Raw genomic sequence first — 26,491 nt, forward strand, 5'->3', positions numbered from 1 at the left:
AGCGGGCAATCAAGCCCGCCACAACCATCCACTGCTGGAGATACACCATGACCACTAAAACCCGTTCGCTGTCCGCCGCTACCCTCGTCCTGGCCCTGGGTTCAGCCCTGAGTCTGTCCACCCTGGCCACCACCGCCCATGCCGCCGACGACATGCAGAAATGCTTCGGTGTTGCCGAAGCCGGCAAGAACGATTGCGCCGCCGGCGCCGGCACTACCTGCGCCGGGACCTCCAAAGTCAAGGATCAGGCCAATGCCTGGAAACTGGTGCCTGCCGGCAGCTGCGCTAAAACCCCAAGCTCCACCTCGCCGACGGGTTTCGGCCAGGAAGCTGCCTTCACCGCCAAGTCCTGAAACCCGGCACAACCTGAGTCAGGATCATGACGCTCTCACACCCACACACGGTCTTGTCCGCTCAGGTGCCCGGCCTCCCCCACAGGGCCGGGCTGGGGCTGAAGAACGAGCATTTCATCGAAGTGCTCGAGACCTCGCCCGACATCGGTTTTTTTGAAGTACATGCCGAAAACTATATGGTGGCCGGCGGCCCGTTTCATCACTACCTGGGCTTGATCCGCGAGCAGTACCCACTGTCATTGCATGGCGTGGGCCTGTCCATCGGTGGCGAAGGCCCGCTGAACCGTGAGCACCTGGCACGGTTGGCTGCGCTGATCGAACGCTATCAACCCCAGTCCTTTTCCGAACACCTGGCCTGGTCCAGCCATGGCCCGGTGTTTCTGAATGACTTGCTGCCCCTGGCCTACGACACCGCGACCCTGGACCGGGTGTGCGAACACGTCGATCAGGTCCAGAACGCCCTCAAGCGCCCCATGCTGTTGGAGAACCCGTCGACCTATCTACAGTTCCGGCGCTCGACCCTGGACGAGGCGGATTTCATCAGCGAAATCATCCGGCGCACGGGCTGCGGCCTGTTACTGGACGTCAACAACGTCTACGTATCGTGCATCAACCACCAACGCGACCCGCTGGCCTACCTCAACGCACTGCCGTTACATGCGGTGGGTGAGATCCACCTTGCCGGTTTTGCCGAAGACACCGACAGCCTGGGCGATCGCCTGCTGATAGACGATCACGGCGCGCCCATCGACAACGCGGTATGGCAGTTGTACGAGCAGGTGCTAACGCGGACCGGCCCGGTTGCCACGCTGATCGAGCGGGATAACCAGGTACCGGCCTTGCGCGTGCTGCAAGCCGAAGCGCAACAGGCCGACTGGCATCTTTCACAGGTCACCCCATGAGCCAGCACAATGCGTTTACCCAGGCCCTGCTCTCACCTGACCGGGCCTGCCCCGATGGCCTGTTCAGCAGCAACGGCGCCGACCCGGCGAGCCGCTTTGTGGTCTACCGCAACAACGTCCATAGCTCGTTGATCAATGCACTGGTAGCGGCTTACCCGGTGACCTTGCAATTGGTCGGCGAGGCGTTCTTCCGTGCCATGGCGGGCCTCTTCGTACAGGAGTGCCCGCCCACCAGCCCGCTGATCAGCGAATACGGCAGTGCATTTGCGGCGTTTATCGAGGACTTCGAGCCGGCAGCCAGCGTGCCTTATCTGGCCGATGTTGCGCGGCTGGAACGGCTGCGGGTTCGCGCCTATCACGCCGCCGATGCCACGCCGATGGATCGACAAGCCATTTTGCTCGCACTGCAAGCTGAAACCGAATTGGGCAGCCTGCGCCTGCAACTGCATCCATCCCTCGCCACGCTGGATTCTGCCTACGCCATCGTCGGCATCTGGTCGGCGCATCAGTGCGAAGAGGCCATTGCCGACTTCAACCCCTGGCACGCTCAAAGTGCGTTGGTTTTACGCCAAGGACTGTCAGTCAAAGTCTTCGCGATCGACCCGGGCACGGCCGCGTTCATCGACCACCTGAACCAGGGCGTGGCGCTTGAAACGGCGGTGGAACACGCCCTCCAGGTGTCGGCCGAATTCGACCCGCTCCCCTGCCTGAACCTGCTGATCAACCACGACGTCATCACTCACTTGCACACCAAACAAAAGGTTTCACCATGAACACATCCTCCTCTTGCCTGATTAAACGGCTCATCGCGATTTTCGAGAAGATCCCCTACAGCGTGATCGCCTTTCTCGCACGTTTCTCCATCGCCGCGGTGTTCTGGAAGTCCGGACAGACCAAGGTCGAAGGCTTTGCCATCGACCTGGTCAGCGGCACCTTCCAACTGGGCGAGCCGCGTCTTGCCGCGTCCACCCTGCCGCTGTTTCGCAGTGAATACCACGTCCCCTTGCTGTCGCCGGAAGTGGCCGCACACATGGCTGCGTTTGCCGAGCACTTTTTCCCGGTCCTGATTCTGGTGGGCGTTGCCACGCGCTTCTCGGCGTTGGCGCTGATTGGCATGACACTGGTCATTCAACTGTTCGTCTACCCGGAGGCATACCCGACGCACGGCACCTGGATCGCGATATTGCTGCTGCTGGTCGCCCAAGGCCCAGGTCGCCTGTCCATCGACCACTGGATCGCCCGCCGCTACCGCTGAATTCGGTCGAGGGCTTCGCCGCTGCGCTTGAACCACTCCACCAGGTAATCGGCCAGCACCTGGGTACGACGCGGCAGCCCACCCTGGTAAGGATGAACCAGGTACATGGGCATACTGCGTGTGGAATAGTCACGCAGTAGCCAACGTAAACGGCCGTCAGCCAATTCAGCGGGTAACACGTAGGACGGTAGCCGCGCGATGCCCGCCCCCACCAGGGCAGCCTTTTTCAGCAGGTTGTAGTGGTTGGAGGCAAAGGTGCCGCTGACCCGCACCCGCAACAGCTCATGCTGCTGGTGATATAACCATTCCTCACGCCCGCTGTAGTGGCTGTTGAGCAGGCAGGTATGCGCCGCCAGATCCGCCGGGGTCAGTGGCTCACCATGCTGTTTCAGATAGGCTGGGCTCGCGCAGGTCATCTCGTGCCAGGCCAGCAATGGCTTGGCAACCAGGCGTTCATTCTCGATGGCGCCCATCCGTACCCCCAGATCAAAGCCGTCCCGGGCCAGGTCCCGGTAGCTGTTGTTCAGCTCCAGCTCGATCTGCACCTGCGGATATTGCTGGGAAAACTCCAGCAGCAAGCCATCAAAGAAGGTTTCACCCAACGACACCGGAACCGTCATACGTACTGGCCCGGCGAGATCGTCCTTGAGCCTCGCCAATGCCTGACGGGCGCGTTCCACTTGCACCACCAGCGCCTGAGCCTGAGGCAACAATGCCGCGCCGGCCGCGGTGAGGCTGAGCTTGCGGGTGGTGCGATGCAGTAACACCACGCAAAACTGCGCTTCCAACTGGCTGATACGCTTGGACAACTGCCCCTTGCTGCACCCCAGTTGCTCGGCCGCCACCGTAAAGCTGCCGGCTTCGATCAGCACGGCAAAAGCTGCCAGGTCATCCATCTCACTCATGGATTGTTTCCATTTGAAAACCAAAGGTTGCCTATTAGCGCGTTTATCCACTCGAAAAGCCATCTTAGACTGGATGCGAACCCTACATTCAAGGAAACCTGCACGATGAAAATCCTATTGATTGGTGCCAGCGGCACGGTCGGCTCGGCGGTCAAGGCGGAACTGGCGCAGCGTCACGAAGTGATCAGCATCGGTCGCAGCAGCGGCGACTTCCAGGTGGATATCAGCGACAGTGCGTCGATCCGCAAGCTGTTCGAGCAGACCGGCAAATTCGATGCGCTGGTCTGTACCGCAGGCAGTGTGAACTTTGTAGCGCTGGGTGAGATGAGCGAAACCGACTTTGAATTGGGCCTGCGTGACAAGCTGATGGGCCAGGTCAACCTGCTGCTGATCGGCCGTGAATACGCCAACGACGGTGCCTCGTTCACGTTCACCAGCGGCATCCTCAACCGCGACCCGATCCGCACCGGGGCCTCGGCGGCGCTGGTCAACGGCGCACTGGATGCCTTCGTCAAGGCCGCTGCGATCGAGTTGCCACGCGGTTTGCGCATCAACTCCGTCAGCCCCACCGTCCTGCTGGAAGCCATGGGCAGCTATGCGCCTTACTTCCGTGGTTACAAACCGGCTCCCGGCGCAGATGTGGCACTGGCCTACGCAAAAAGCGTCGAGGGACTGCAGACGGGGCAGACGTTTATCGTCGGCTGATTTTCAAGTCTGTAAGAATCGCCTGAAGCTGGGCGCTGGACTTGTGATGCAGCGCCAGCCTGCGTAACGTGACGGCACTTGTCTGGAGACCCGATAATGCGCGCCGCCCGTACCCTCGTTCTGTTTGCCTTGCTTCCCTTGTTCGCCGCTTGCCAGATGTTCGAAAGCGAACCGGCCAAGCCGTCTATCGCCGGCCTGACCCGCATGCAGGGGGAGTTGACGGCAGTGGGCGGCAAGCTGTTGTTCCAGCCGTGCAACGATCAACGCAACTATGTGGTCAACGACACCGGTGGCACCAGCGTCCTGCAGGAAGCCGCTTCACTGGCCGGCCAGCAAGGCGAGCTGTTTGCCGACTTGCGTGGCAAGTTCTCCGGGGTTGCCAGCGGCACCCAGGGTTCGGTGGAACTGCAACAACTCTATCGCGTCGAGCGTTCTACCTCGGCCTGCAACGATCCGGACTTCAAGCGCACGATCCTGCGCGCGAGTGGCCATAAACCCGCCTGGACGATGAACGTCACCGCCAAGGGCATGGTGCTTGAACGCGAAGGCCAGCCGCCTTTGGCCGTGCCTTACGTCGAAGAACAGATCGGTGATGGCCGCTTCAACCTGATGACCGAAGCCAACAACCAGCACGTCGAACTGTGGGTAGCCCCGCAGCGTTGCGTCGACAGCGCCAGCGCCAGCCTGCAGCACATGACCGCCGAACTGCGGGTCAACGGTCAGGTACAGCGTGGTTGCGCGGCGTTTGGTGGCTCACGGGACGACTGATTCGGCCCTGCGCTGTTTTAACCTGACGGAAACCTGCCATTGGGGCTTATAATCGCCGGTTTGCAAAACAGCCGGCCTCCTTGCCCGCCGCCTACCGGACCCTGTCATGTTACGAATCACCGAACTCAAGCTGCCCATCGACCATCCCGAAGAAGACCTGCGGCCAGCCATCGTGCAACGCCTGGGGATCGCCAGTGATGACCTGCTCGATTTCACCCTGTTCAAGCGCAGCTACGACGCCCGTAAAAAATCGTCGGAGCTGTGCTTCATCTACACCATCGACCTGAACGTGAAAGGCGAAGCCGCCCTGCTGCTCAAGTTCGCCGACGACCGCAACGTCAACCCGGCGCCGGATGTCAGCTACAAGGTGGTCGGCCAGGCGCCGCAAGACCTGATCGAACGACCGATCGTGGTGGGCTTTGGCCCTTGCGGCATCTTCGCCGGCCTGCTGTTGGCGCAAATGGGCTTCAAGCCGATCATCCTCGAACGTGGCAAGGAAGTCCGCCAGCGCACCAAGGACACCTGGGGCCTGTGGCGCAAAAGCGTGCTCAACCCTGAATCCAACGTGCAGTTCGGTGAAGGCGGCGCCGGCACCTTTTCCGACGGCAAACTGTACAGCCAGATCAAGGATCCGAAATTCCACGGCCGCAAAGTGCTGCACGAGTTCGTCAAGGCCGGCGCGCCGGAAGAAATCCTCTACGTCAGCAAGCCGCACATCGGGACCTTCCGCCTGACCGGCGTGGTGGAAAACATGCGCCAGCAGATCATCGCCCTGGGCGGTGAAGTGCGTTTCGAACAACGCGTGACCGACGTGCTGATCGAAGAGGGTCAGTTGAACGGTGTGGTGATCGATGGCGGCGAGCAGATCCTGTCCAAGCACGTGATCCTCGCCCTCGGCCATAGTGCCCGCGATACCTTCCGCATGCTCCACGAACGTGGCGTTTACATGGAGGCCAAGCCGTTCTCCGTCGGGTTCCGTATCGAACACCCGCAATCGCTGATCGATGCCGCGCGCCTGGGCAAGTACGCCGGGCACCCGAAACTCGGCGCCGCCGACTACAAGCTGGTGCACCATGCCAAGAACGGCCGCTCGGTCTACAGCTTCTGCATGTGCCCGGGCGGCACGGTGGTCGCCGCGACGTCCGAGCCACACCGCGTGGTCACCAACGGCATGAGCCAGTACTCGCGCAACGAACGCAACGCCAACTCCGGCATCGTGGTGGGCATCACGCCTGAAGTGGACTACCCAGGTGGCCCGCTGGCCGGGATCGAGTTGCAGGAGCGCCTGGAGTCCCACGCGTATATTCTCGGCGGCAGCAACTATGAGGCGCCGGCGCAGCTGGTGGGCGACTTCATCGCCGGCAAACCCTCCACGGCCCTGGGCAGCGTCGAGCCGTCCTACAAGCCCGGCGTATCGCTGGGCGACCTGGCCTTGGCGTTGCCGGACTTCGCCATCGAGGCGATCCGCGAAGCCTTGCCCGCCTTCGAGAAGCAGATCAAAGGCTATTCGCTGCACGATGCGGTGCTGACGGGTATTGAGACCCGCACCTCATCGCCGTTGCGGATTACCCGTAACGAGTCGATGCAGAGCTTGAACGTAAAGGGCCTGTATCCGGCCGGCGAAGGCGCCGGTTACGCCGGAGGGATTCTGTCGGCGGGTGTTGACGGAATTCGGATTGCCGAGGCGTTGGCGCGGGATATGTTGGGTATCCAAGCCTGACCCAACGTAATTCAATGTGAGAGGCGACTTGCTCTCGATAGCGGTGTATCAGCTACAGATAAGCTGACATACAGACTGCTATCGCGAACAAGCCCCCTCGCCTGTCAGATATTGGCGCGCAAGATCGTTTCAGGTAATGGCTCGCCGCGCTCGACACTGGCCGCAACGGCCGCCATCAAACCCTTCAATTCATAGCCCTGAGCCTCAAGCCAAGCCTGATCGTAATAGGTAGTGGCATAGCGCTCACCCCCATCGCACAAGATCGCCACGATCGACCCCGACTCGCCTGCCGCTTTCATCTGCTGCGCCGCCATCAGGGCGCCAACCAGATTGGTCCCGCTGGAGCCGCCGACCCGCCGCCCCAAACGCTCGGCCAGGTAATGCATGGCCGCCAGCGACAGGGCATCCGGCACCTTGACCATCGCATCAATCACCTTGGGCAAAAACGACGCCTCGACCCGTGGCCGACCAATCCCTTCGATCCGAGAGCCACAATCCAGGCGCAAACTGGCATCGCCGCTTTGATAAAAATCGAAAAATACCGAGCGTTCGGCATCTGCACACAGCACGCGGGTGCAATGCTGGCGATAACGCACATAGCGCCCCAGAGTTGCGGTGGTGCCGCCGGTGCCGGGGCTGGAAATCAACCAGCTCGGCTCGGGGTAATGCTCGAAGCGCATCTGCTGGAAGATCGATTCGGCGATGTTGTTATTCGCCCGCCAGTCCGTGGCCCGCTCGGCGTAGGTGAATTGGTCCATGAAGTGGCCACCGCTTTCCTTCGCCAGGCGTTCGGACTCGGCGTAGATCTGCGTCGGGTCCTGCACCAGATGGCTCTTGCCACCATAGAAGGCGATCTGGGCGATCTTTTCCTGGGACGTGGTCGCCGGCATGACCGCAATGAACGGCAGGCCGAGCAGGCGGGCGAAGTAGGCTTCCGAGATCGCCGTCGAACCGCTGGAAGCTTCAATCACCGGCGCGCCCGGCTTGAGCCAGCCATTACACAGCGCATACAGGAACAGCGAACGGGCCAGCCGATGTTTCAAGCTGCCCGTGGGGTGGCTTGACTCATCCTTGAAGTACAACTCGATACCCGGCAGCCCCGGCAATGGCAAAGGGATCAGGTGCGTGTCGGCGCTACGCTGGAAGTCCGCTTCAATGATGCGAATGGCTTCACGGGCCCAGGTACGGTGGTCACTCATAAGATGGGTCTCTAAGGATTTCAGCCCGAATCTTAAGGGGTTTCCTACACTGCACACAGATACAGTGACGACTCAATTAGACACACAATTGCCAGGCTTTGGCGGCCTGCCGATCCTGAGCGCCGCTTATAACAAATAAGAATATAACTTTTGTTTTAACAACTAACGGTACGGGTTAGGGTACCCATCTATTGAACCTTGAATGGGAGAGCATCCCTTGCCTCTGCGTAGCACTTTCACCCGTTTCTTCCAGCTGGAAGCCGCCAGCGGCCTGTTGTTGATCGCCGCTGCCGCCCTGGCGCTGATCATTAACAACTCACCGTTGTCGCACCTGTATAACGCTTTTCTTGACGTGCCAGTGGTGGCACAGGTCGGCGCGCTGAAAATCGCCAAACCCGCCCTGCTGTGGATCAACGATGGCCTGATGGCCCTGTTCTTCCTGCTGATCGGCCTGGAAGTGAAGCGAGAACTCCTCGACGGTCACCTGTCCAAGCCATCGCAAGTGGTATTGCCCGGTGCCGCCGCCATCGGCGGCATGGTCGTACCGGCGCTGATCTATTGGGCGATCAACAAGGATTACCCCGCCGCGATGTCCGGCTGGGCGATCCCCATGGCCACCGATATCGCCTTTGCCCTGGGCGTCCTGGCGCTGCTGGGCAAGCGCGTGCCGGTGTCGCTGAAACTGTTCCTGATGACCTTGGCCATCATTGATGACCTGGGCGCCATTATCGTCATCGCGCTGTTCTACTCCGCCGATCTGTCCGGTGCCTCCCTGGCAGGTGCGGGCGCTTGCCTGATTGCCTTGATCGCCATGAACCGCCTGGGTGTGATCAAGCTTGGGCCCTACCTGATCATCGGCCTGATCCTGTGGGTCTGCGTGCTCAAGAGTGGCGTACATGCCACGCTGGCCGGCGTGACCCTGGCATTCTGCATCCCGATGCGCACCAAGAATGCCGAACCCTCGCCGCTGCTTACCCTGGAGCATGCACTGCATCCATGGGTGGCCTACGGCATCCTGCCATTGTTCGCGTTTGCCAATGCCGGCGTTTCCCTGGCGGGCGTCAGCCTGGACAGCTTCACCCATCACGTGCCCATGGGTATCGCCGCAGGCTTGCTGATCGGCAAGACCATCGGCGTATTCGGCCTCACCTGGCTAGCCATCAAGACCGGCCTCGCCGCCCTGCCCAGTGGCGCCAACTGGGGCCAGGTGTTCGGTGTAGCGATCCTGTGCGGCATCGGCTTCACCATGAGCCTGTTCGTCGGTTCCCTGGCCTTTGTGCCGGGCGCCAGCGAATTCGCGGGTGAAGACCGAATGGGGATCCTGACCGGGTCGATCCTGGCGGCGTGTATCGGCTATGCGGTAACGGCCATGGCAAGTCGCAAGAAAGCCTGAGCCCTTTGCGGGAGCCGGTAATCGGCTCCTGTTCCCAACCCGCTATCCGATTGGACAGTGTTTACCAGTGGCGCTGCGCAACCACAGCGCTATCTCCCCATCCCCTTCCTCCAATCCCCTAAAGACTTCCCCCCTGCCGCCGATTATCTGTTGTGGCGATCTCGCTGTCCCTCCTAGGGACACCCGCTCCACCTTGCTCTCTAACGCGTTTCCAGCCCGAGCGACAATCCCATGTTCCTGAGAAATATAAGAATCGCAGCCAGGGCCTTCATCGGCTTCGCTGCTATTGCGTCACTGAGTGTGTTTCTCGGTCTGTTCGCCCTCAAGCAGATCGGCGAAGTGCAGTCCCAGGCTGCCGACATACAGAACAACTGGCTGCAGCGGGTCCGGCTGCTGGCCCTGGCCAATGCTTCGCTCGACCGTTTTCGCCTGGGGGAAATGGCGCACATCCTTTCCTCTAGCGATGCAGACATGCAGACCTACGAAGAAAAATCCGCCGGCCGCCTGAAGGCGGTCAAAGAGCAGTTGGCGCAATACGCAGCCCTCCTGAACACCGCCGAGGAAAAATCTCGTCTCGATGTGTTCAACCAGAGCCTGGACGCGTATGCGCAGAACCACACCGAGATGCTCAAGCGCTCACGTTCAGGCGACAAGGCCGGCGCCCGCGACTTTCTCAACAGCATTCGAGAAAGCTACGAGCACATGACCAAGAACTTTGACCAACTGATCGACCTCGCCAACAAAGGCGCGGAACAAGCCGGCCTGACCTCCGTGGACGCTTATCAACACGCCATGAAAGGCATCGCGCTCGTCATCCTGCTGGTGAGTGGTGGCACCGTACTGGTTGCCTGGCTGCTGACCCGAAGCATTACCCGCCCCATCAATGAAGCGGTGCAGGTCGCCGAAACCATCGCCAAGGGCGACCTGACCCAGCCCATCAATCCGACGGGCAATGACGAGGCCACTCGCCTGCTCAGGGCGCAGGAGACCATGCGTAACAATCTGGTGCAGACTTTGCGGCAGATTACCGGCTCATCCAGCCAACTCGCCGCAGCCGCCGAAGAACTGAATGCCGTGACCGCCGAAGGCAGCCGCGACTTGCAGCAGCAACATGGCGAAATCGAACAGGCCGCCACTGCCGTCACCGAGATGACTACCGCGATTGAGGACGTCGCCAGGAACGCGGCTTCAACCTCCGACCTCTCCCAAGAGTCGCGCAGCATTGCCTTGAAAGGCCAGCAGCGCATGGTCGAAGCCCTGGATGCCATCCAGGCCCTGACCCGTGGCGTTGAAGTCAGCTCCGAACAAGTGGGCAGCCTGGCCGAACAAGCCAAGGATATCGGCAAGGTGCTGGATGTCATCCGCACCATCGCCGAACAAACCAACCTGCTGGCGTTGAACGCGGCCATCGAAGCCGCCCGTGCCGGTGAGGCCGGTCGCGGTTTTGCCGTGGTTGCCGACGAAGTCCGCGCCCTGGCCCACCGCACCGCTCAATCGACCCAGGAAATCGAACAGATGATCGGCAGTATCCAATCCAACACTGCCAGCACCGTCAAGACCATGCTCGACAGCAGCAGCATGACCCAGCAAACCCTGTCACTGGCCGAGCTGGCACAACAGGCACTGGCGGATATCCTGATGGCCAATAATGAGATCAACGATCGAAACCTGGTCATCACCACCGCTGCGGCCGAGCAAGCCGACGTTGCTCGGGCGGTTGATCGCAACTTGCTGAATATCCAGCAGCTGTCGATTCAATCCGCGGAGGGCTCGACCCAAACCACCAGTGCTTCCCAGTCCCTCGCCAGCCTGGCGCATGAATTGAATACGATGGTGAAGCACTTTCAAGTTTGAAACCGGGACGCAGAAAACCAAAAACCCCAACCGGTCACCCGGTTGGGGTTTGTGTTTCTACAACCGACGCTTACTGAGAAACGCGGCTTTGACCGTTAACGCTCATGATGCGCACGCGTTGGCCGATGCGGAAGATTTCATTCGGGTCAACGGCCTGGACGTAGGCGCGCATGCTGCCGTCGTCTTCGCGAACGGTGATTTCGACGCCTTGGGTGCGGGTCAGGCCTTCTTCGGCGGCGGAACCCAGCAGGCCGCCGGCAACGGCACCGATGACGCCCGTGACGATACTGCCACGGCCACCACCGATAGCACTGCCGCCGACGCCACCCACCACGGCACCGGCCACGCTGCCGATTGGGGTCTTGGTGCCTTCGATTTTCACTGGACGCAGGGATTCGATGGTACCCATGCGAACGGTCTGTACACGACGCGCGTCATCACGGGAGTACGAGTCGCCGGTCAGACTCGAGGCGCAGCCACCCAACAGCAACGACAGGGTGGTAAAGCAGGCAACTAGTAAAACGGACTTACGCATAGCATCAACTCCAAAGGACAGGGTTTCATTAAACGCTGCGACTCGACGCCTGTCACGGCAAGCCGGGCAGAAAATTGCTTTCATTCAGCCTGAGTACAGACTGCCAGCACCATAGAAACCGACGAATGGTAGCATTTACACTGTTCCAAGAGAGCGTTATGGACACGCTCATCCGTGTTGCCGCACGCTCGAAAACACCTGAAGCCTCTTGATTCGAGGCTTCGGCGTGGAGGATCGAGCGTCAGGAAGGAAAAGCTCAGGGAGCCAGGCGCTCGCGCACCCAGTCGGCGCCTTGCAGGCGGTAGTTCAGGCGGTCATGCAGGCGGCTGGCGCGGCCCTGCCAGAACTCGATGCGTTCCGGCAAAAGCCGGTAACCACCCCAATGCTCCGGGCAATCGGGCTGGGTATCGCTGAAGCGTTGCTCGGTGGCCTTGAGCAAGTCCTGCAGTTCTTCGCGGTCACGAATGACCTTGCTCTGCGGGGACGCCCATGCCCCCAGGCGGCTGCCCAATGGGCGAACCTGGTAATAGGCATCGGACTCTTGCGGCGTGACCTTCACCACCCGCCCTTCGATACGCACCTGGCGCTCCAGGGTCGGCCAGAAGAACGTCATGGCGGCAAAGGGCCGCGCCGCAAGTTGTTCACCCTTGGCGCTCTGATAATTGGTGAAGAAGGTAAAGCCCTGCGCATCCAGGCCCTTGAGCAACAGGATGCGACAGTGCGGGCGACCTTCCTGGTCAACCGTGGCCAAGGTCATGGCATTGGCCTCCACCGGTGGCTGCTCGGTTTTCACCGCATCGCCAAACCATTGGTGGAACAGGGCAAACGGCTCGTCCGGGGCCTGGGCCTCACTCAAACCGTCCCGTGTGTAGTCACGGCGCATATCGGCCAGTGCCTGGGTCATGCGGCTTTATCCTTCTGGTTCAGCGAATCAGTTTTTTGCCTGGTCGTTCGAAGCCGGTGCTGCGGCTTTGGCTGCAGGCTTTTTGGCTGCAGGCTTGGCCGCAGCTTTCTTGGCAGCAGGTTTGGCGGCCGCTTTCTTGGTCGAAGCCTTTTTCGCCGGCGCTGCTTTTTTAGCGGCCGGTGCCACGGGTGCCGGAACGTCCTGCACAGCGATCATTTCAGCCTTCGGCGGGTTAGCCGAGTTGTACTTGCTCAGCAAGGCCAGCATGGTGGTGCGCTGGGTGAACATGATTTCCATGCGGCGGTTCAGGGCGCGGCCCTGGTTGCTGTCGTTGGCGGCACGCGGCATCAGGTCACCCATGCCACGCAGCATCAGGCGGTCTTGCTTCAAGCCGCTGAGGCTGAAAATCGAAGCGATGGATTGTGCGCGTTCCTTGGTCAGAGCCTGGCTTTGCGGTTCAGCACCGTTGGCGTCGACGTGACCCAGTACCAGCACGGCGGTCTTCGGGTCGCCCTCTACGGCCTTGGCAACACGGGTGAAGGGGCCCAGGGTCACCGGCAGCAGCATCGCCGGGCGTTTCGGGTTATAGGACCCGTCCACCGGCGCAATGATCACCAACACGTTGTCACGGCGCTCAAGTTGCAGGTTGCTGTCCTTGATCGCGGTGCGCAGGCGCGGCTCGTAGTCGTCGAGCCAGGCTTGGGTGATTTTCGGGTCAGGCATCGGCACGTTGGTTACATCGACCTTGGCCAGTGGTTTTGGCTTGCTTTCGAACGGCCACCACCAGTGAGCTTCGTCGGTCTTGGCAACGGCAGGCGCTGCAGCCGGGGTTGTTGCCGGAGTGGCGGCCTTGAGGTCGGCTTTCAGGTCGGCCTTGGCATCGGCAGCTTTTTCGTCGGCGCTTTTGGAGGAGAACGGCCACCAGCTGGAACCGGTGTCGGCCTTGGCTACCGGGGCAGGCGCTGGAGCGTCGGCTGCAGCGGCCACAGGTGCGGCAGGCTTGGCGCCGGCGGCAGGCTTGGCATCCGGTTTGGCGTCGGTTTGGCTCACTGCGTCCTTGGTAGCAGCCTTGTCAGATCCAAATGACCACCAATGCCCACCTTCGGCATCATTCTGTGGAGTTTGTGCGCAACCAGTAATAGTGAGGCACAGCGCCAGTGCCAAGGACTTGTTCGATAACATGAGATATCCACAAAATGAGAAAAAACCGGAGGGTCTGGATGACCCGTTAAACAGACACTTAATGAACATTTAAGTTACGTCATTTCGTTCAGCGTCTTCTTATACGTGCCTTTGTAACAAAAAATTGTGAAACAGCAAGCGGTTTACAGACAACCGGCCAATATTCCGACCAACTTCTGCGCACGCGGGTCCATAAGTACATAGGGGCCCAGCGTATTAGTCACAAAACCGAACGCTACATCATGTTCCGGGTCGGCAAAACCCACCGAGCCTCCCGCCCCAGGGTGCCCAAACGCACGCGGGCCAAGGCCGAAGGTCGCGTTGGGCAACTGCGGTTGATCCAACATGCAACCCAGGCCGAAACGGGTTTGGGTCAATAAGGTTTTATCCGGCCCGATACTGTGTTCACGGGTCAATTGTTCGAGCATGTCGCTTTCCAGCAAACTACCGTCCAACAAACCGCTATAAAACCCCGCCAGGCTTCGTGCATTACCGTGACCATTTGCCGCTGGCTGCTGCATGCGTCGCCATTCAGGCTTATTAGTGCTGGTGAGAATAGAGGGTGGATTGGCGAATGCACGCGTTGTCAGTGCCGCAGGTTCGCGCATCATTACTTGCAACAACCTTTGTGCCGCTTCATCGCCCATGTTGCCTTTGCTACGCGCTATATGGGCGACACGATAAAACTCTGCGTCCGCCAACCCCACATGGAAGTCCAGGCCCAACGGTCGTGCAACCCGCGCCACGATGGATTCTCCAGGCCCACGCCCATCGGCGCGGCGCAGCAGTTCGCCTACCAGCCAGCCGTAGGTGATGGCTTCATAGCCATGCCCTTGGCCGGGCGTCCACCATGGGGCCTCGGCTGCCAGGGTGTCGACCATCAACTGCCAGTCATACAGGGCTTCGGCAGGCAGCATTTCGCGGATCGCCGGCAACCCGGCCTGGTGACAGAGCAACTGGCGAAGGGTAATCATCTCCTTGCCCGCCGCGGCAAACTCCGGCCAGTAATCGGCCACGGGGGCATCCAGCTTCAGCTTGCCTTCGGCCACCAGCTGCAAAGCCGTGACAGCGGTGAAGGTCTTGGTGCAGGAGAACAGGTTGACGATGGTGTCGCTGTGCCAGGCCTCGGCCCCGTCCTTGTCGGCAGTGCCGGCCCACAGGTCGACGACGGTTTCGCCGCCGATCTGGATGCACAGCCCCGCACCTCGTTCCTGCGGGTCATCGAACAACGCGGCAAACGCTTCGCGTACCGCTTCGAACTGGAGTTCGTAATGACCCTGAATCTGCACCTGCGCGCCCTCGAAAAACACCGTAAAAAGTGGCCGACATTGTTCCAGCCATTGTGGCTTTTGTGAACCCGTCAACGCTCAATCAGTGACCATTTCCAGAGTGCCCGCCGGCATGCCCGGCGCCCTGTCCCGCACCTTTGCCGTCGTGCCCCGACTTGCCGCCTTCACTTTCACGCACTGCGCTGTCCACCTTGGCTTTCAGCGCCTCCTTGCCCAGTTGGTCGACGGTCGCCAGGTTACTTTTACGCACACTTTCGACAAAACCCTGGTACGGCACGTCAGTGATGCCGACGAGGCCGAAGTGGCCGTTCTCGCCGTCCAGCAGTCGACCGGTCACCGGTTGATCCAGGTACTGGAACCAGTGCACACCGACAATCGACGGTTCGGCCATGGCCTGCTTGAGGAAGGTGCCGTAAGCCGTGCCGCGGTCTTCTTCCTTGGCCAGTTGCGTTACGCCACCCCAGAACGGCCCCCGGTCCGCCGAGCCGAAATTGAACTCCGTGATCAACACCGGTTTATCCAGAGCGCGCAAGGCGGCGAAGTCATAACCGTCCTGAGGCTTGAGCGTGTACATGTTGAAACTCAGCACATCGCAATACTGGGCGCAGGACGCCACGGCTTCCGGGGTGCTCACAGCGTAGCGCCCGCCCAGCAGCAACTGGTTGGGCGCGTGCCATTTCAGCGAGTCGGAAATGGTCTTGAAGTAGGCGTCGGCGAAGGTCTTCTGGAAATATTTGAAGTCAGCTTCGATTTCCGGGTGTTCAGGGCTCGGCAGCGGCGGCTCGAAACCTGGATCTTCCATCAGCTCCCAGCCGGACAGGTGGATGCCCCAGGCTTTCGAAAGCCCCTCTTCGTTGCGGTACTTGTCGCGCAATTGCTTGAGGAACGCACGTTTGGCCGGTACGTCGGTGGTCATGCGCAACGTGCCGTAGGCCAGGGCGTAACGCGCCTTCGGGTCATCCCCCGGGCCGGCCCAGGCCAGTTCGTTGTCGGCGAAATAACCGATCAACCAGGGGTCATCACGATGATCGCGGGCGGCAATGGCCACGGCACGCTCGGTGGCCATGGCGAAGCGCGGGTCGAACGGATCGGGCATGCCGCCCCACCAGTCGGTGCCAGTGCTGATGCTGGCGTAATCACCGACGATCGACAGCGGCAAGGTGTAAGGCACGCGGTCGGCGCTGGCCAGGTCCGGATCGCTCCAGTTGCCCACGGTGTTGAAACCCCAGGCTTGCAGGCGATCCAGGGTGTGGGTCACCCAACGCTTCTGGTCGAAACCTTCGGTATCGTAGGTCCGTTGCAGGTTGGCGCCGTAGAAATCGTACCAACGCCCGGCCGCGAAGCCGCGCCCCTCGCCCGAGCCGTTGCCGGTGCGGTTATCGGCGCTGCCGTAGTACTTGTCGAAGGGCTCGCCGGCCTTGGGCAACGCGGCGAACATCCATTCACGGCCAGCCACGTAGGTCTGGCTGTTATCCGGTGCGACGGTGTTGACGCCCAAGGAGTAGAACGGGTGACCTTCCGGCGTCACCAGGTACCAGCGCCCGTCGCGCTTCTCGGTGCGGAAAAAGCCGCTGGCCTCGAATGCCGGGCCTTTGTTCCAGCCGCCGTAGCGGTCCAGGGACGCTTTGTCACGCTCCGCCAGCCAGCCCTTGAGTTGCTGCTGCTCCTTGGCGGCCGCGGCCTTGAGTTGCTCGTCGCTGCCGACCTTTTCCGGCCAGCGCGCACGCGTGGACTGGCCATAGGCATCCACCAGGTCACTGTAGGCCGCCTTCAATACCGGCTCGCTGTCCTGCACACCAAAACGTTCCAGCAGGATACTTTGGGCCGCATTGGGCTTGATCATCGACAGTGTCACCGACGCCACCTGGCTGCGGTCGACGTCACCGGCGCTGGCGGCGAGCAGCACACGCTGGCCGTCCACGGTGATCGGCATCGGCGGGCCGGCCTTCATGCCCTGGCTCAGCGGCGAATTGGCCTGCAACGGGATCAACAGGGTCTGGGCCGGGCCGGCCGGCAGATCGATACGGCTGACCAGGGTCTTGCCATCGGTACTCTGCACTTTGACGTAGAGCGTCAACGCCCAGTCCATGGCGCTTTGGATGCGCAGGCTCATGGCACTGCTCTGGGACCAGTCCCAGACGCCGGACTGCGGGCTGAGCACCAGGCTCGGTTCAGCGGCGGGGTTGAAGGTGATGCGGCGCAACACCTCGCCTTCGGGGGTCTGCTCGGCGTTGTATTGCGGCAGGCTGGCGTCCTGGGTCGCCACCTTGACCACGTCGGCAGGCCGGACGAAGTTGAACAGCGTTTGTTGCCCGGCAGGCGCGGCCATCAAGGGCGCAGCGAACAGCAGGGCAAAAAGGGCAGGCAGCGTGCGAATCATACGAACAAGGCTCTCCAATCGGCCGGTGAATGGCCTGATGACTTAAATCGACAGCGACGACATAGACCACGAAATGGGCGAATCCGCCCACAGTGGCTTAAGAAATTTCGCGCCTGAATGGTGGCAAGGCATTCAGAATGGCCTTGCCGTAGCGCTGGGTGACCAGGCGACGGTCAAGCAAGGTGATGGTGCCCCGGTCCTGCTCCGTGCGCAGCAAGCGCCCGCAGGCCTGCACCAGTTTGAGGGAGGCATCCGGCACCGAGATTTCCATGAACGGGTTGCCGCCCCGGGCTTCGATCCATTCGGCCAGGGCCGCTTCAACCGGGTCATCCGGCACCGAGAACGGGATCTTGGCGATGACCACGTGTTCGCAATAGGCGCCGGGCAAGTCCACGCCTTCGGCGAAACTGGCCAGGCCGAACAGCACGCTGGAATCGCCGCCATCGACCCGGGCCTTGTGTTTGTTCAGGGTTTCCTGCTTGGACAGGTTGCCCTGGATAAACACCTGCTTGCGCCAGTCACGGTCCAGGCCATCGAACACATCCTGCATTTGTTTACGCGAGGAGAACAGCACCAGGGTGCCACGTGAACCCTCTACCAGTTCCGGCAGGTCACGGATGATCGCTGCCGTATGCCCCGCCGCATCCCGTGGGTCGGCCTTGAGGTCCGGCACCCGCAGCACACCCGCATCGGCGTGATGGAACGGGCTCGGCACCACTGCGGTGACGGCTTTTTTCGGCAGGCCGGCGCGCATGCGGAAGCGGTCGAAGGTGCCCAGGGCGGTCAGCGTGGCCGAGGTCACCAGGCAGCCGTAGGCCACGTTCCACAGGTTGCGGCGCAGCATTTCGGCGGCGAGGATGGGGCTTGCGTTGACCTCGATATCGAACAACGCACCGCTTTCCGACAAGGTGAGCCAACGGGCCATCGGCGGGTTGTCTTCCGGGTCTTCGACGGTAAAGGCGGTCCATAACTCCCAGTTGCCCTGGGAACGGGACAACAGGCTGCCAAACAGGGGGTACCACTCTTCGGCCTGGTTACTGGCGATTCCGATGTTGACCTCGCCATCCATCCCCTCCTTGAGCAAATCGGTCAGGCGGGTGAACAGGTCAGTCAGGCGTGAAAAGCCCTTTTTCAGTTCGATGCCCATTTCGCGCATATGCTCGGGGATCAACCCGCCGACAAAGCGATGGCGTGGGCGCTCGCGGCCCTCCACGTCTTCGCCGGGCTTGAAGTCGGCGACCTGTTCGCAGGCGCTGAACATGAATTGCTGCTGGGTCTTGATCTCCCGCGCCAGCTCCGGCACCTGTTCGATCAACTTGCCCAGGTCGCCAGGCAATGGGTGCTGGGCCAGCAGCTTGGTGAGGTTCTTGGCGGTGGTTTCCAGCCAGTCGGCGGTGGAACGCAGGCGCGTGTAATGGGCGAAGTGGCCGATGGCCTTGTCCGGCAGGTGGTGGCCTTCGTCGAAGACGTAGAGCGTGTCGCGCGGGTCCGGCAGCACGGCGCCGCCGCCCAGGGCCAGGTCGGCCAGGACCATGTCGTGGTTGGTGACGATCACATCGACCTTGCCCATGCCTTCGCGGGCCTTGTAGAAGGCGCACTGGCCGAAGTTGGGGCAATGACGGTTAGTGCACTGGCTGTGGTCGGTGGTCAGGCGTGCCCAGTCGGCATCTTCCAGGGCGGTAGGCCAACTGTCGCGGTCGCCGTCCCATTTGTTGCCGGCCAGTTTCTCGATCATGCTGGTAAACAGCTTCTGGCTGGCTTCATCGACTTCGATCTTGAAGCCTTCTTCTTCGAACAGTTGCGCAGTGGCGGTTTGGGCATGGCCTTCCTGCAACAACACGTCGAGCTTGGACAGGCACATGTAGCGGCCACGCCCTTTGGCCAGGGCGAAGCTGAAGTTCAAGCCGCTGTTGCGCATCAGGTCGGGCAGGTCTTTGTAGACGATCTGTTCTTGCAGGGCGACGGTCGCGGTGGCGATCACCAGGCGCTTGCCGGCGGCCTTGGCGGTGGGGATCGCAGCCAGGCTGTAGGCGACGGTCTTGCCGGTACCGGTTCCGGCCTCGACGGCCACGACCGCAGGCTCACCTTCGCGGCGGCCTTCGTCGTCGGTGTCGATATCCCCGAGGACCTTGGCCACTTCGGCGATCATCAGGCGCTGCCCGTACCGCGGTTTCAAGCTCTTGGCTTCGAGAAAACGCGAATAGGCGCCCTGGATCGTGGTTTTGAGTTCAGTGCTGATCATGAATAGTCGGGCGCAAAAAACGCTGGATAAATTTTCAGTGGTTCGGATCGGCCGCTATCATAACCCGCTAATTAATCCCGCGCAGAACGGAGTACCACAATGACCGTGTTTAGCCTCGCTTATACCCTGCATGTATTGGCCGCCCTGATCTGGGTCGGCGGTATGTTTTTCGCCTGGATGATCCTGCGCCCCGCCGCCATGGCGGCACTTGAGGGCCCCGCCCGGCTCAAGTTGTGGGCAAATGTGTTTCAACGTTTTTTTGTGTGGGTCTGGGTCGCGGTGCTGGTTTTGCCGATCAGCGGTATCGGCCTGCTGCAACTGCGCTTCAACGGCTTTGAGACGGCGCCGCGCTATGTGCAGGTGATGATGGGGTTGTACCTGGTGATGACGGCACTGTTTATCCGTATCCAGGCACTGAAGCTGCCGTCATTGCGCGCGGCGGTGGCCGCTGAGGACTGGCCGGCGGGCGCAGCGGTGTTAGGGCAGATCCGCAGGCTGGTGGGCATCAACCTGATCGTCGGGTTGGTGGTAGTGGCGATCGCTTCGGCCCGGCCGCTCCTGTAGTGAGCGGGCTTGCCCCGCGCTGGGGGGCGAAGCCGCCCTAAAACCAGACACCTCGGTCTCTCTGAAACACCGCGGCGTTCTTATTGGGGCGGCTTCGCCCCCCAGCGCGGGGCAAGCCCGCTCACTACAGGCGTTGGATGGTGACGGTACCTGCGGGCCCGGCCGGCCCCGGCTGGCCTTCCAGCCCTGGCCGGCCCTTGTCGCCACCCTCGGCGCGGTACACCAGGCAGCCTTTGGCTTGCCCACCTTTGCCGGGTTTGCCTGCCGTACCGGCCGCGCCACCCGCCCCGCCATCCACCCAGACCTTGATCTGTTGCGCCGGGTAGCTTTGCGGCAGCTCCACTCGCACCTGCGCACCCGCCGCACCCGGCAGGCCATCGCCACCGTTATCACCGTTGGCCCCGCGCCCGGCCGAACCCCAGGTACAACCCGGGTCTACGCCGTTGGCGCCATCCAGGCCGGCATAACCCTGGGCTCCGGCGCCACCCCGGGCATCCACCGACAACTCGTCGGCGGTCAACGCATCGATGCGCAAGGTCAGGTCACGCCCCGCCTTGGCAGGGCGCTCATGGGTGCCGGGGGCGCCGCGCGAAGTGATCTGGCTGCCATGCTCCAGTTGCGCGTGGCGTACCTGCAATTGCAACCCTGTATTGCCCGGGGCGATGGCGATACGGGCCTCACGCCCCAAGTGCAGTTCATCTACCGAGACCTGGCTGATAGAGGGCGGAATCAATAGCGTGCCGTAGTCCGCCACACTCAAGCGCTCCAGCTGTAAAACGCTGGTGCTGCTGGGCAGACGCATCAAGGAATTGGTTTCGACGCTGACGCTCTGGGCCAGAGCAATGGGGCTGGCCAACAAGGCCAACAGGAAAACCTTACGCATGAATGGCCTTCTTATTTTGTGCATGGACGGACGCACAGTAACGACTTCTACAGGCGATATGCCAGTGAAGGATAAAAAAAGCCGTGATTTCGACGAAGATCGCCAGCCAGGCCCCTGTGGTTGACACAGGGGCCTGGGCTGTCAGCGGTTGATCTGGATTTCCACGCGGCGGTTCAAAGCGCGGCCTTCAGCGGTTTTGTTGTCGGCCACCGGATGGCTTTCACCCGCACCGCTCACCGAGACGAAATTGCTGCGCGGCACGCCCTGGCTGATCAAGTACTCGACGACCGAATGCGCGCGTTTTTCCGAGAGTTTCTGGTTGTAGGCATCTTTGCCGACACTGTCGGTATGCCCGCTGACGCGCAGTTGCGCACCAGGCGCTTCTTTTTTCAGGCGAGTGGCAATGACATCGAGCTTGGTTTTGTCCGCGGCGGTCAGCTTGGCCGAATCGAACTGGAAGTGCACATCACGGATCACGATGGTTTCTTCCTTGACGACGACCACCTCCTCCACCACCGCCGGCTGCACGACAGGCGGGCAACCATTGGCATCGACCTGTACGCCTTTAGGTGTGCCCGGGCACTTGTCGCGGCTGTCCGGCACCCCATCGCCATCTTCGTCGCCATCGCCGTGCACCCAGCAATAGGCACCCGCCATGCCGCCGACCAGCAGCGCGCCATAGCCTGCGTAGGCCGAGCTTTCAGTTGCACCGATCGCCGCACCGGTCACGCCACCGACGGCGGCACAGGTGGGCCAATCGGTTTTTTGCAAGCCTGCGCAACCTGTCAATACTCCGGTTAGCAGAACCAAGGGTAGAGCTGTCCGCATGATGCTCATCTGATTTCTCCTGAGGGGATCGGCGGGGGCCGATGGGTGGAGTAAAGACGGCTCTTTTCATCTGCGCCAGTACGCCACACCCCCGTATTCATTGAAGATCGGCGCAGTTGCTCGGGTTTTCGCGCCCACCCGCTCTAGGCCCGCACGCTCAGCCGCGCTAGTCTCTACGGTCCTGATGTGAGGATCTGTGATGACCGCCGGTATTTCTTCTCGTACACCCCAGCAAGCCTTGGCTGCCCTGCTTGACCTGCATGCTCCGAAACGCCTGCTGCTATTGGGGGCCAGCCAGTTGCCGGCGCTGGACGCCTTCAAGCAGGCGCATCCCGATACCCAGGTGTTTTGCGCCGCTCCAGGGCCATTGCCGCCAGAGCTGGCCGCGCAGCGGTTTGACCTGGCCCTGGTGGTCGACTGCCTGGAGCACCTGTCAAAACCGCAGGGCCTGACCCTGCTCGGAGGCATTCGCAACCTCAATGCCAGCCGTATTGTGGTGCTGGTGGATCTGAGCGTCTGCGGCTGGAAAGAAACCGACTTCTTCTCCCTGGCCCTGCAGGCCGGCGAGCGGTTCCAGCGCGACGAGCAGGTGCTGACGCTGTTCACCTATGATCTGCTTGACTATAAACAGGTGCCGGACTGGCTCAACGCCCGCTTCTGGGCCAACCCGGAAAACTTCGGAAAGTATTGGTGGTAACCCTATGAGCACATCCATTTGCCCTTGCGGCAGCGGCAACCTGCTGGATGCCTGCTGCGGCCACTATCACGCAGGCCATCCGGCGCCTTGCGCCACCGCGCTGATGCGCTCGCGCTACAGCGCCTATGTGCTGGGCCTGGTGGATTACCTGGTGGCCACCACCCTGCCCGCGCAACAGGCCGGCCTGGACCGCGCGGCCATCGCCGCCTGGAGTGCCCAGAGCACCTGGCTGGGCCTCGAAGTGGAAAACTCCGAGGTGTTTGGCGGCCAACCGGAACACGCCTTCGTGACCTTTACGGCACGCTGGCATGACAGCGCCGGCGAACACAGCCACCGTGAGCAATCTTCTTTCGTACAGAACGAGGGACGCTGGTACTTCATCGATCCGACAGTTGAGGTGAAGGCCGGGCGTAATGATGTATGTTTGTGCGGCAGCGGACAGAAGTTCAAGAAGTGTTGCGCAAGCTACCTTTAATCACCTGACAGGGATAACGCCATGCTTCGGATTTACAGCTTGATGCTGGCGTTGACCCTGGGGCTCACCGGCTGTGCCTCGTGGTTCGAGGACGACGCACCACCGCCCCATGTGGCGTTGGTAAAAGTCGAGGTGGTGCGCGCCAAGTTGCTGGAGCAGAAGTTCAAACTGTACTTTCGCGTGGACAACCGTGATGACGCCGACCTGACGGTGCGCGGCCTGGTCTACAAGGTCACCCTGGGCAACTTCGTGCTGACCGAAGGCGAATCCAACGAATGGCTGACCGTACCGCCACGCAGCCACAGTTTTTTCCGGGTGACGGTGCGCACCAACCTCTGGCCGCAGGTTCGTGATGTGGTGCAGATGCTGAAAAACCCTACCAAACCCGTGCCCTATCGGCTGGAGGGCGAGTTGAAAACCGGATTATTCATCGGTAATGACGTGCAGGTGGCCCACAATGGCGAGATAATACCCGGCGATTTTATTCCGGAGCGACATCGATGACCCAGCAACCCCATGTCCATGGTCCTGACTGCAATCACGATCACCATGATCACGACCACGGCCATGTCCACGGCCCGAACTGCGGCCACGCCCACCAGGAGCCGGTACGCAACGCCTTGAAGGACGTGGGTCGCAACGACCCTTGCCCGTGCGGCAGCGCGAAGAAATTCAAGAAGTGCCACGGCGCGTAAGCGACTTCCCCTGGCGCCGGCCACACTGAAGATCCAAATGTGGGAGGGGGCTTGCCCCCGATTGCGGAGTGTCAGTCACTGTATCGGCTGACAGACCTGCCGCTATCGGGAGCAAGCCCCCTCCCACAGGTTTGATCGCACGCCGAATTTCAGGATTTGCGCTGAAATAGCAGCTCCACTTCCAATCCTCTACCCTCGCGGTTTTTCAAGCTCAACCGCCCCTCATGCGCCCGAGCAATCGTGTGCGCAATGCTCAACCCCAACCCATAGCCACCGGTTTGGGCATTGCGTGAGCCTTCCACGCGATAGAACGGCTCCATCACCTGTGCCAACTGCTCCTCGGGAATTCCCGGCCCACGGTCGCGAATGATGATCTTCAAGCTGTCCGCCTGGTCCTCGACCCGTACCACCACCTCTTGGCCATAGCGCACGGCGTTTTCCAGCAGGTTCTGCACACAGCGTTTCAGGCTGCGGGCATAACCGGGCAGTGGCTGTTTCGCACGGCCTTCAAGGGTCACGCTTTCCCCCACATCCTGCAGGTCCGCCTGCAAGCTTTGCAGCAACGCATTGATGTCGATGTTCTGCCGCGCCTCGTTGATTTCGCCGCTGCTGACGAAATCCAGGGTACTGGCCACCATGTGCTCCATTTCTTCCAGGTCGGCGCGAAAACGCTCCCGGGTGCGGGTGTCGTCGAGCATTTCCGTGCGCAGGCGCAGACGTGTGATCGGCGAACGCAAGTCGTGGGAAATGGCCGCGAGAAAGCGCGTGCGCTCGGCGATATTGGCAATCAGGCGTTGCTGCATGGCGTTGAAGGCCTGGGCCGCCCGACGCACTTCCGTCGGGCCATCCAGCGATAACGGCGGCCGCTGGATGTCGCGGCCCAGCGCTTCGGCGGCCTTGGCCAACGCATTGAGCGGGCGGATAGCCAGGCGTACCGCCACCAGGGCGATCACGACCAGCACCACTACCCGCAGCAAATAGATACGCATCACGTAGTCGAACAGCAGGTCCAGGGGCGATGTGCTCGTCCAGCCTTGTTCCTCGCTGGCATCCACCTGCAACCAGCGCCCATCGGGCAGGCGCAGGTCGATCAGAAACTGCCCCACCACCGGCCGGGAACCGAGCAGCGTGGAAAGCCCCGCCGCTTGCCCGTCACCATCGACCAGCGACAGGCGCAGCAGATTCAGGGTTGGGGCATAGCCGGTTTTTTCCGACAGGACTTTCTTGATCAAGCGTTCGGTGGGCAAGTCGCTGTCGGTCAGGGTGCTGACCGTATCGCTGGCATGCTCGCTGAGCGTGAGATGAAAGTGCGGGCTGTCGAACAACTGGACCAGTTGATCGGCCTGCGGCGGGGCTCTGTGCACCAGCCGCACCACATCCGCCAACCGCGTCGCGATCAGCCGCGCCGGGATTTCCAGCACCTGGCCATGGCGCCGGTCGTACCAGATGCTACTGGTCAGGGCCTGGGCCGCGAGCATGCCGCTGACCAGAATCAGCACCAGCCGCCCGAACAGCGAGCGCGGCAGCAGCCTCACGACTCCAATACCACATCTTCGGCGGTGAGCATGTAACCCTCGTTGCGCACGGTCTTGATCAACCCAGCCGGCAATTGCGAGCGCAGGCGGCTGACGCACACATCGATAGAACGGTCGAACGGCGTACTGTCCTTGTCGAACACATGGTTGAGCAGGAAGTCACGGCTCAATGGACGATTGGGGTGCTGCAACAGCAGACGCAACACGCGGTAGTCCGAATTGCCCAGGCTCACCACCACGCCCTGCGGCGACAACAATTGCCGCGCCCGCGTGTCGAGCTGCCAGCCGGCGAAACGAATGCTCGGCGCCTCATCCAGGCGCGCACGGTCCGGGAAGCTCTGCACCCGGCGCAACACCACCTTGATCCGCACCAGCAACTCACGGGGGTCGAACGGCTTGGGCAGATAGTCGTCGGCGCCGATTTCCAGGCCGACGATGCGGTCGATCAACGAGCCCTTGGCGGTGAGCATGACCACCGGCGTGTTGGAACTCACCCGCAGCTCACGGCACAGGCTCAGGCCGTCTTCACCGGGCAGCATCAGGTCGAGCACGATCAAGTCGATGACACTCAACGCCAGGCGGCGGCGCATTTCCTTGCCATCGGCGGCCGTGGACACCTGGAAACCGGCGTCGCTGAGGTACTCGCAAAGCAGCTGGCGGATCTGCGGGTCGTCATCAACGATTAGTAGGTGGTCTTGCTTGGCCATGGGCAGTCAGTCCGAAAATACTCAAAGCGCAGGAAATAGCCGAAAGTTCAGCCGGCCGCACACGCAAATGTAATGGAATGTTGTGGGCCGCAATAATCGCGCATCAGCGATACAAAGCCACGGTCCCGCATCGGGAAGCGGTCTTTAGACTACCGAATCTAAATGAGATTAATTGTAATTTAGTTCGGGCCGCTCTGAATGACTTTGCCTACCCCCCAGCGTCACCCTTTGCACTCTACCCTCGCACCGATGTTCGGGCTGCTGGCCGCCGGCAGTGTCACGCCGACGACGTGGGCCGATGCAACCACCGCAACACCCCAGGATTCGGTATTGAACCTGCCGCAAATCAAGATCGACGGCGAAGCCTCCTCGACCTTCAAGGTGGACCGGGTCACCTCCGCCAAGATCAGCCAGCCACTGCTGCTCGACGGCTTCCAGCTCTACGGCATCCCGGGCGCCGGGCGCACCCTAACCGCCAGTGTTGATTATGAATTCTGACTTTCCCCTTCCAGGAGCCCTTG

General features: G+C 61.4%; 26 protein-coding genes and 2 pseudogenes. 16 read left to right on the forward strand and 12 right to left on the reverse strand.

Translation table 11 applies throughout. The features are described 5' to 3' along the window. Window positions 1–47 precede the first annotated feature (47 nt). The 4 genes from MJP36_RS23410 to MJP36_RS23425 are packed head-to-tail and all read left to right on the forward strand — an operon-like array spanning window position 48 to window position 2,510. A complete protein-coding gene (locus MJP36_RS23410; protein ID WP_060753804.1) occupies window positions 48–353 on the forward strand; it encodes a BufA1 family periplasmic bufferin-type metallophore in 306 nt (101 codons plus the stop codon). Window positions 354–376: 23 nt separating this feature from the next. Next, the gene (bufB, locus tag MJP36_RS23415) at window positions 377–1,255 is read left to right on the forward strand and encodes an MNIO family bufferin maturase (RefSeq protein WP_244385660.1); all 879 of its coding nucleotides are present in this window, start codon (window positions 377–379) and stop codon (window positions 1,253–1,255) included. Then, the gene (locus MJP36_RS23420; RefSeq protein ID WP_244384093.1) at window positions 1,252–2,028 is read left to right on the forward strand and encodes an HvfC/BufC N-terminal domain-containing protein; all 777 of its coding nucleotides are present in this window, start codon (window positions 1,252–1,254) and stop codon (window positions 2,026–2,028) included. Before bufB ends, MJP36_RS23420 begins: the two co-directional genes overlap by 4 nt. Then, on the forward strand, window positions 2,025–2,510 hold the full coding sequence (locus tag MJP36_RS23425; RefSeq protein ID WP_060753807.1) for a DoxX family protein: 486 nt from the start codon (window positions 2,025–2,027) through the stop codon (window positions 2,508–2,510). Before MJP36_RS23420 ends, MJP36_RS23425 begins: the two co-directional genes overlap by 4 nt. On the opposite strand, the gene MJP36_RS23430 is transcribed toward MJP36_RS23425, so the two are convergent. After that, complete coding sequence (locus MJP36_RS23430) at window positions 2,501–3,415, reverse strand: LysR family transcriptional regulator (protein ID WP_244384094.1); 915 nt, start codon at window positions 3,413–3,415, stop codon at window positions 2,501–2,503. The genes MJP36_RS23425 and MJP36_RS23430 overlap by 10 nt on opposite strands. 105 nt (window positions 3,416–3,520) lie before the next feature. On the opposite strand from MJP36_RS23430, the gene MJP36_RS23435 reads away from it, so the two are divergent. The 3 genes from MJP36_RS23435 (at window position 3,521) to MJP36_RS23445 (ending at window position 6,608) form a co-directional block, all read left to right on the forward strand. Further along, window positions 3,521–4,120, forward strand: a complete 600-nt coding sequence (locus MJP36_RS23435) for a short chain dehydrogenase (RefSeq protein WP_060753809.1) — start codon at window positions 3,521–3,523, stop codon at window positions 4,118–4,120. A gap of 96 nt (window positions 4,121–4,216) precedes the next feature. Continuing rightward, window positions 4,217–4,888 (forward strand): COG3650 family protein, encoded by a 672-nt coding sequence (locus MJP36_RS23440; protein ID WP_244384095.1) that lies wholly within the window; start codon window positions 4,217–4,219, stop codon window positions 4,886–4,888. A gap of 106 nt (window positions 4,889–4,994) precedes the next feature. Next, window positions 4,995–6,608, forward strand: coding sequence for an NAD(P)/FAD-dependent oxidoreductase (locus tag MJP36_RS23445; RefSeq protein WP_244384096.1), 1,614 nt, complete (start codon window positions 4,995–4,997; stop codon window positions 6,606–6,608). A 104-nt stretch (window positions 6,609–6,712) separates the two neighbouring features. Here the strand turns inward: MJP36_RS23445 and MJP36_RS23450 are convergent, their stop codons facing one another. Continuing rightward, window positions 6,713–7,807, reverse strand: coding sequence for a PLP-dependent cysteine synthase family protein (locus tag MJP36_RS23450; protein ID WP_244384097.1), 1,095 nt, complete (start codon window positions 7,805–7,807; stop codon window positions 6,713–6,715). Between the two features lie 217 nt (window positions 7,808–8,024). On the opposite strand from MJP36_RS23450, the gene nhaA reads away from it, so the two are divergent. The 3 genes and pseudogenes from nhaA to MJP36_RS28230 all read left to right on the forward strand — a co-directional run. Beyond that, window positions 8,025–9,200, forward strand: coding sequence for a Na+/H+ antiporter NhaA (gene nhaA, locus MJP36_RS23455; protein ID WP_060753831.1), 1,176 nt, complete (start codon window positions 8,025–8,027; stop codon window positions 9,198–9,200). 231 nt (window positions 9,201–9,431) lie between these two features. After that, window positions 9,432–10,148, forward strand: a pseudogene (locus tag MJP36_RS28225) (MCP four helix bundle domain-containing protein); the annotation flags it as partial. Window positions 10,149–10,454: 306 nt separating this feature from the next. After that, window positions 10,455–11,054: pseudogene (locus MJP36_RS28230) on the forward strand (methyl-accepting chemotaxis protein); the annotation flags it as partial. Between the two features lie 70 nt (window positions 11,055–11,124). On the opposite strand, the gene MJP36_RS23465 reads toward MJP36_RS28230, so the two are convergent. The 6 genes from MJP36_RS23465 to dinG all read right to left on the reverse strand — a co-directional run bounded on the left by MJP36_RS23465 (window position 11,125) and on the right by dinG (window position 19,586). Continuing rightward, window positions 11,125–11,589, reverse strand: coding sequence for an outer membrane lipoprotein (locus MJP36_RS23465; RefSeq protein WP_060753814.1), 465 nt, complete (start codon window positions 11,587–11,589; stop codon window positions 11,125–11,127). Window positions 11,590–11,845: 256 nt separating this feature from the next. Continuing rightward, a complete protein-coding gene (gene pdxH, locus MJP36_RS23470; RefSeq protein ID WP_060753815.1) occupies window positions 11,846–12,493 on the reverse strand; it encodes a pyridoxamine 5'-phosphate oxidase in 648 nt (215 codons plus the stop codon). Window positions 12,494–12,520: 27 nt separating this feature from the next. Further along, the gene (locus MJP36_RS23475) at window positions 12,521–13,675 is read right to left on the reverse strand and encodes an OmpA family protein (protein WP_244384098.1); all 1,155 of its coding nucleotides are present in this window, start codon (window positions 13,673–13,675) and stop codon (window positions 12,521–12,523) included. A gap of 143 nt (window positions 13,676–13,818) precedes the next feature. Beyond that, complete coding sequence (locus tag MJP36_RS23480) at window positions 13,819–14,964, reverse strand: serine hydrolase domain-containing protein (protein WP_090372239.1); 1,146 nt, start codon at window positions 14,962–14,964, stop codon at window positions 13,819–13,821. A gap of 82 nt (window positions 14,965–15,046) precedes the next feature. After that, window positions 15,047–17,344, reverse strand: coding sequence for a beta-galactosidase (locus tag MJP36_RS23485; protein ID WP_244384099.1), 2,298 nt, complete (start codon window positions 17,342–17,344; stop codon window positions 15,047–15,049). 97 nt (window positions 17,345–17,441) lie between these two features. Next, on the reverse strand, window positions 17,442–19,586 hold the full coding sequence (gene dinG, locus MJP36_RS23490; RefSeq protein WP_060753818.1) for an ATP-dependent DNA helicase DinG: 2,145 nt from the start codon (window positions 19,584–19,586) through the stop codon (window positions 17,442–17,444). 99 nt (window positions 19,587–19,685) lie between these two features. Between dinG and MJP36_RS23495 the strand changes: the two genes are divergently transcribed. Next, window positions 19,686–20,150: a CopD family protein gene (locus MJP36_RS23495; RefSeq protein ID WP_060753819.1), complete on the forward strand. Its 465-nt coding sequence runs from the start codon at window positions 19,686–19,688 to the stop codon at window positions 20,148–20,150. Between the two features lie 124 nt (window positions 20,151–20,274). Here the strand turns inward: MJP36_RS23495 and MJP36_RS23500 are convergent, their stop codons facing one another. Beyond that, window positions 20,275–21,033: a hypothetical protein gene (locus MJP36_RS23500; RefSeq protein ID WP_060753820.1), complete on the reverse strand. Its 759-nt coding sequence runs from the start codon at window positions 21,031–21,033 to the stop codon at window positions 20,275–20,277. A gap of 141 nt (window positions 21,034–21,174) precedes the next feature. Then, window positions 21,175–21,870 (reverse strand): PA1041 family peptidoglycan-binding anchor lipoprotein, encoded by a 696-nt coding sequence (locus MJP36_RS23505; RefSeq protein ID WP_060753821.1) that lies wholly within the window; start codon window positions 21,868–21,870, stop codon window positions 21,175–21,177. 190 nt (window positions 21,871–22,060) lie between these two features. Between MJP36_RS23505 and MJP36_RS23510 the strand changes: the two genes are divergently transcribed. Genes MJP36_RS23510 through MJP36_RS23525 form a run of 4 tightly spaced genes read left to right on the forward strand, consistent with a single transcriptional unit; the run spans window position 22,061 to window position 23,728 of the window. Next, window positions 22,061–22,558: a DUF6231 family protein gene (locus MJP36_RS23510; protein ID WP_060753822.1), complete on the forward strand. Its 498-nt coding sequence runs from the start codon at window positions 22,061–22,063 to the stop codon at window positions 22,556–22,558. A gap of 4 nt (window positions 22,559–22,562) precedes the next feature. Beyond that, on the forward strand, window positions 22,563–23,033 hold the full coding sequence (locus MJP36_RS23515) for a YchJ family protein (protein ID WP_090366358.1): 471 nt from the start codon (window positions 22,563–22,565) through the stop codon (window positions 23,031–23,033). Between the two features lie 21 nt (window positions 23,034–23,054). Then, a complete protein-coding gene (locus MJP36_RS23520; protein ID WP_060753824.1) occupies window positions 23,055–23,537 on the forward strand; it encodes an LEA/WHy family protein in 483 nt (160 codons plus the stop codon). Beyond that, on the forward strand, window positions 23,534–23,728 hold the full coding sequence (locus MJP36_RS23525) for an SEC-C metal-binding domain-containing protein (protein WP_134658085.1): 195 nt from the start codon (window positions 23,534–23,536) through the stop codon (window positions 23,726–23,728). The genes MJP36_RS23520 and MJP36_RS23525 overlap by 4 nt, the downstream gene beginning before the upstream one ends. Before the next feature lie 149 nt (window positions 23,729–23,877). Here the strand turns inward: MJP36_RS23525 and MJP36_RS23530 are convergent, their stop codons facing one another. Further along, window positions 23,878–25,263, reverse strand: a complete 1,386-nt coding sequence (locus MJP36_RS23530) for an ATP-binding protein (protein ID WP_244384100.1) — start codon at window positions 25,261–25,263, stop codon at window positions 23,878–23,880. Then, complete coding sequence (locus MJP36_RS23535) at window positions 25,260–25,970, reverse strand: response regulator (RefSeq protein WP_060753826.1); 711 nt, start codon at window positions 25,968–25,970, stop codon at window positions 25,260–25,262. Before MJP36_RS23535 ends, MJP36_RS23530 begins: the two co-directional genes overlap by 4 nt. A 198-nt stretch (window positions 25,971–26,168) precedes the next feature. Here MJP36_RS23535 and MJP36_RS23540 point away from each other — a divergent pair, with 198 nt between their 5' ends. Beyond that, on the forward strand, window positions 26,169–26,468 hold the full coding sequence (locus tag MJP36_RS23540; protein WP_244384101.1) for a hypothetical protein: 300 nt from the start codon (window positions 26,169–26,171) through the stop codon (window positions 26,466–26,468). Window positions 26,469–26,491: the final 23 nt, after the last annotated feature.

Origin of the sequence: Pseudomonas palleroniana, assembly GCF_022836895.1 — a bacterium.
Lineage (GTDB): Bacteria > Pseudomonadota > Gammaproteobacteria > Pseudomonadales > Pseudomonadaceae > Aquipseudomonas > Aquipseudomonas palleroniana.

Excerpts from the sequence above, each read along its gene's own strand:
- MJP36_RS23475 (WP_244384098.1), bottom strand. The coding sequence starts at position 13,675 with ATGTTATCGAACAAGTCCTTGGCACTGGCGCTGTGCCTCACTATTACT.
- MJP36_RS23440 (WP_244384095.1), top strand. The coding sequence starts at position 4,217 with ATGCGCGCCGCCCGTACCCTCGTTCTGTTTGCCTTGCTTCCCTTGTTC.
- MJP36_RS23430 (WP_244384094.1), bottom strand. The coding sequence starts at position 3,415 with ATGAGTGAGATGGATGACCTGGCAGCTTTTGCCGTGCTGATCGAAGCC.
- MJP36_RS23450 (WP_244384097.1), bottom strand. The coding sequence starts at position 7,807 with ATGAGTGACCACCGTACCTGGGCCCGTGAAGCCATTCGCATCATTGAA.
- pdxH (WP_060753815.1), bottom strand. The coding sequence starts at position 12,493 with ATGACCCAGGCACTGGCCGATATGCGCCGTGACTACACACGGGACGGT.
- MJP36_RS23535 (WP_060753826.1), bottom strand. The coding sequence starts at position 25,970 with ATGGCCAAGCAAGACCACCTACTAATCGTTGATGACGACCCGCAGATC.
- MJP36_RS23425 (WP_060753807.1), top strand. The coding sequence starts at position 2,025 with ATGAACACATCCTCCTCTTGCCTGATTAAACGGCTCATCGCGATTTTC.
- MJP36_RS23435 (WP_060753809.1), top strand. The coding sequence starts at position 3,521 with ATGAAAATCCTATTGATTGGTGCCAGCGGCACGGTCGGCTCGGCGGTC.
- MJP36_RS23420 (WP_244384093.1), top strand. The coding sequence starts at position 1,252 with ATGAGCCAGCACAATGCGTTTACCCAGGCCCTGCTCTCACCTGACCGG.
- MJP36_RS23500 (WP_060753820.1), bottom strand. The coding sequence starts at position 21,033 with ATGCGTAAGGTTTTCCTGTTGGCCTTGTTGGCCAGCCCCATTGCTCTG.
- dinG (WP_060753818.1), bottom strand. The coding sequence starts at position 19,586 with ATGATCAGCACTGAACTCAAAACCACGATCCAGGGCGCCTATTCGCGT.
- MJP36_RS23510 (WP_060753822.1), top strand. The coding sequence starts at position 22,061 with ATGACCGCCGGTATTTCTTCTCGTACACCCCAGCAAGCCTTGGCTGCC.
- MJP36_RS23495 (WP_060753819.1), top strand. The coding sequence starts at position 19,686 with ATGACCGTGTTTAGCCTCGCTTATACCCTGCATGTATTGGCCGCCCTG.
- MJP36_RS23520 (WP_060753824.1), top strand. The coding sequence starts at position 23,055 with ATGCTTCGGATTTACAGCTTGATGCTGGCGTTGACCCTGGGGCTCACC.
- MJP36_RS23505 (WP_060753821.1), bottom strand. The coding sequence starts at position 21,870 with ATGAGCATCATGCGGACAGCTCTACCCTTGGTTCTGCTAACCGGAGTA.
- MJP36_RS23525 (WP_134658085.1), top strand. The coding sequence starts at position 23,534 with ATGACCCAGCAACCCCATGTCCATGGTCCTGACTGCAATCACGATCAC.
- MJP36_RS23465 (WP_060753814.1), bottom strand. The coding sequence starts at position 11,589 with ATGCGTAAGTCCGTTTTACTAGTTGCCTGCTTTACCACCCTGTCGTTG.
- MJP36_RS23540 (WP_244384101.1), top strand. The coding sequence starts at position 26,169 with ATGACTTTGCCTACCCCCCAGCGTCACCCTTTGCACTCTACCCTCGCA.
- MJP36_RS23445 (WP_244384096.1), top strand. The coding sequence starts at position 4,995 with ATGTTACGAATCACCGAACTCAAGCTGCCCATCGACCATCCCGAAGAA.
- MJP36_RS23485 (WP_244384099.1), bottom strand. The coding sequence starts at position 17,344 with ATGATTCGCACGCTGCCTGCCCTTTTTGCCCTGCTGTTCGCTGCGCCC.
- MJP36_RS23410 (WP_060753804.1), top strand. The coding sequence starts at position 48 with ATGACCACTAAAACCCGTTCGCTGTCCGCCGCTACCCTCGTCCTGGCC.
- MJP36_RS23515 (WP_090366358.1), top strand. The coding sequence starts at position 22,563 with ATGAGCACATCCATTTGCCCTTGCGGCAGCGGCAACCTGCTGGATGCC.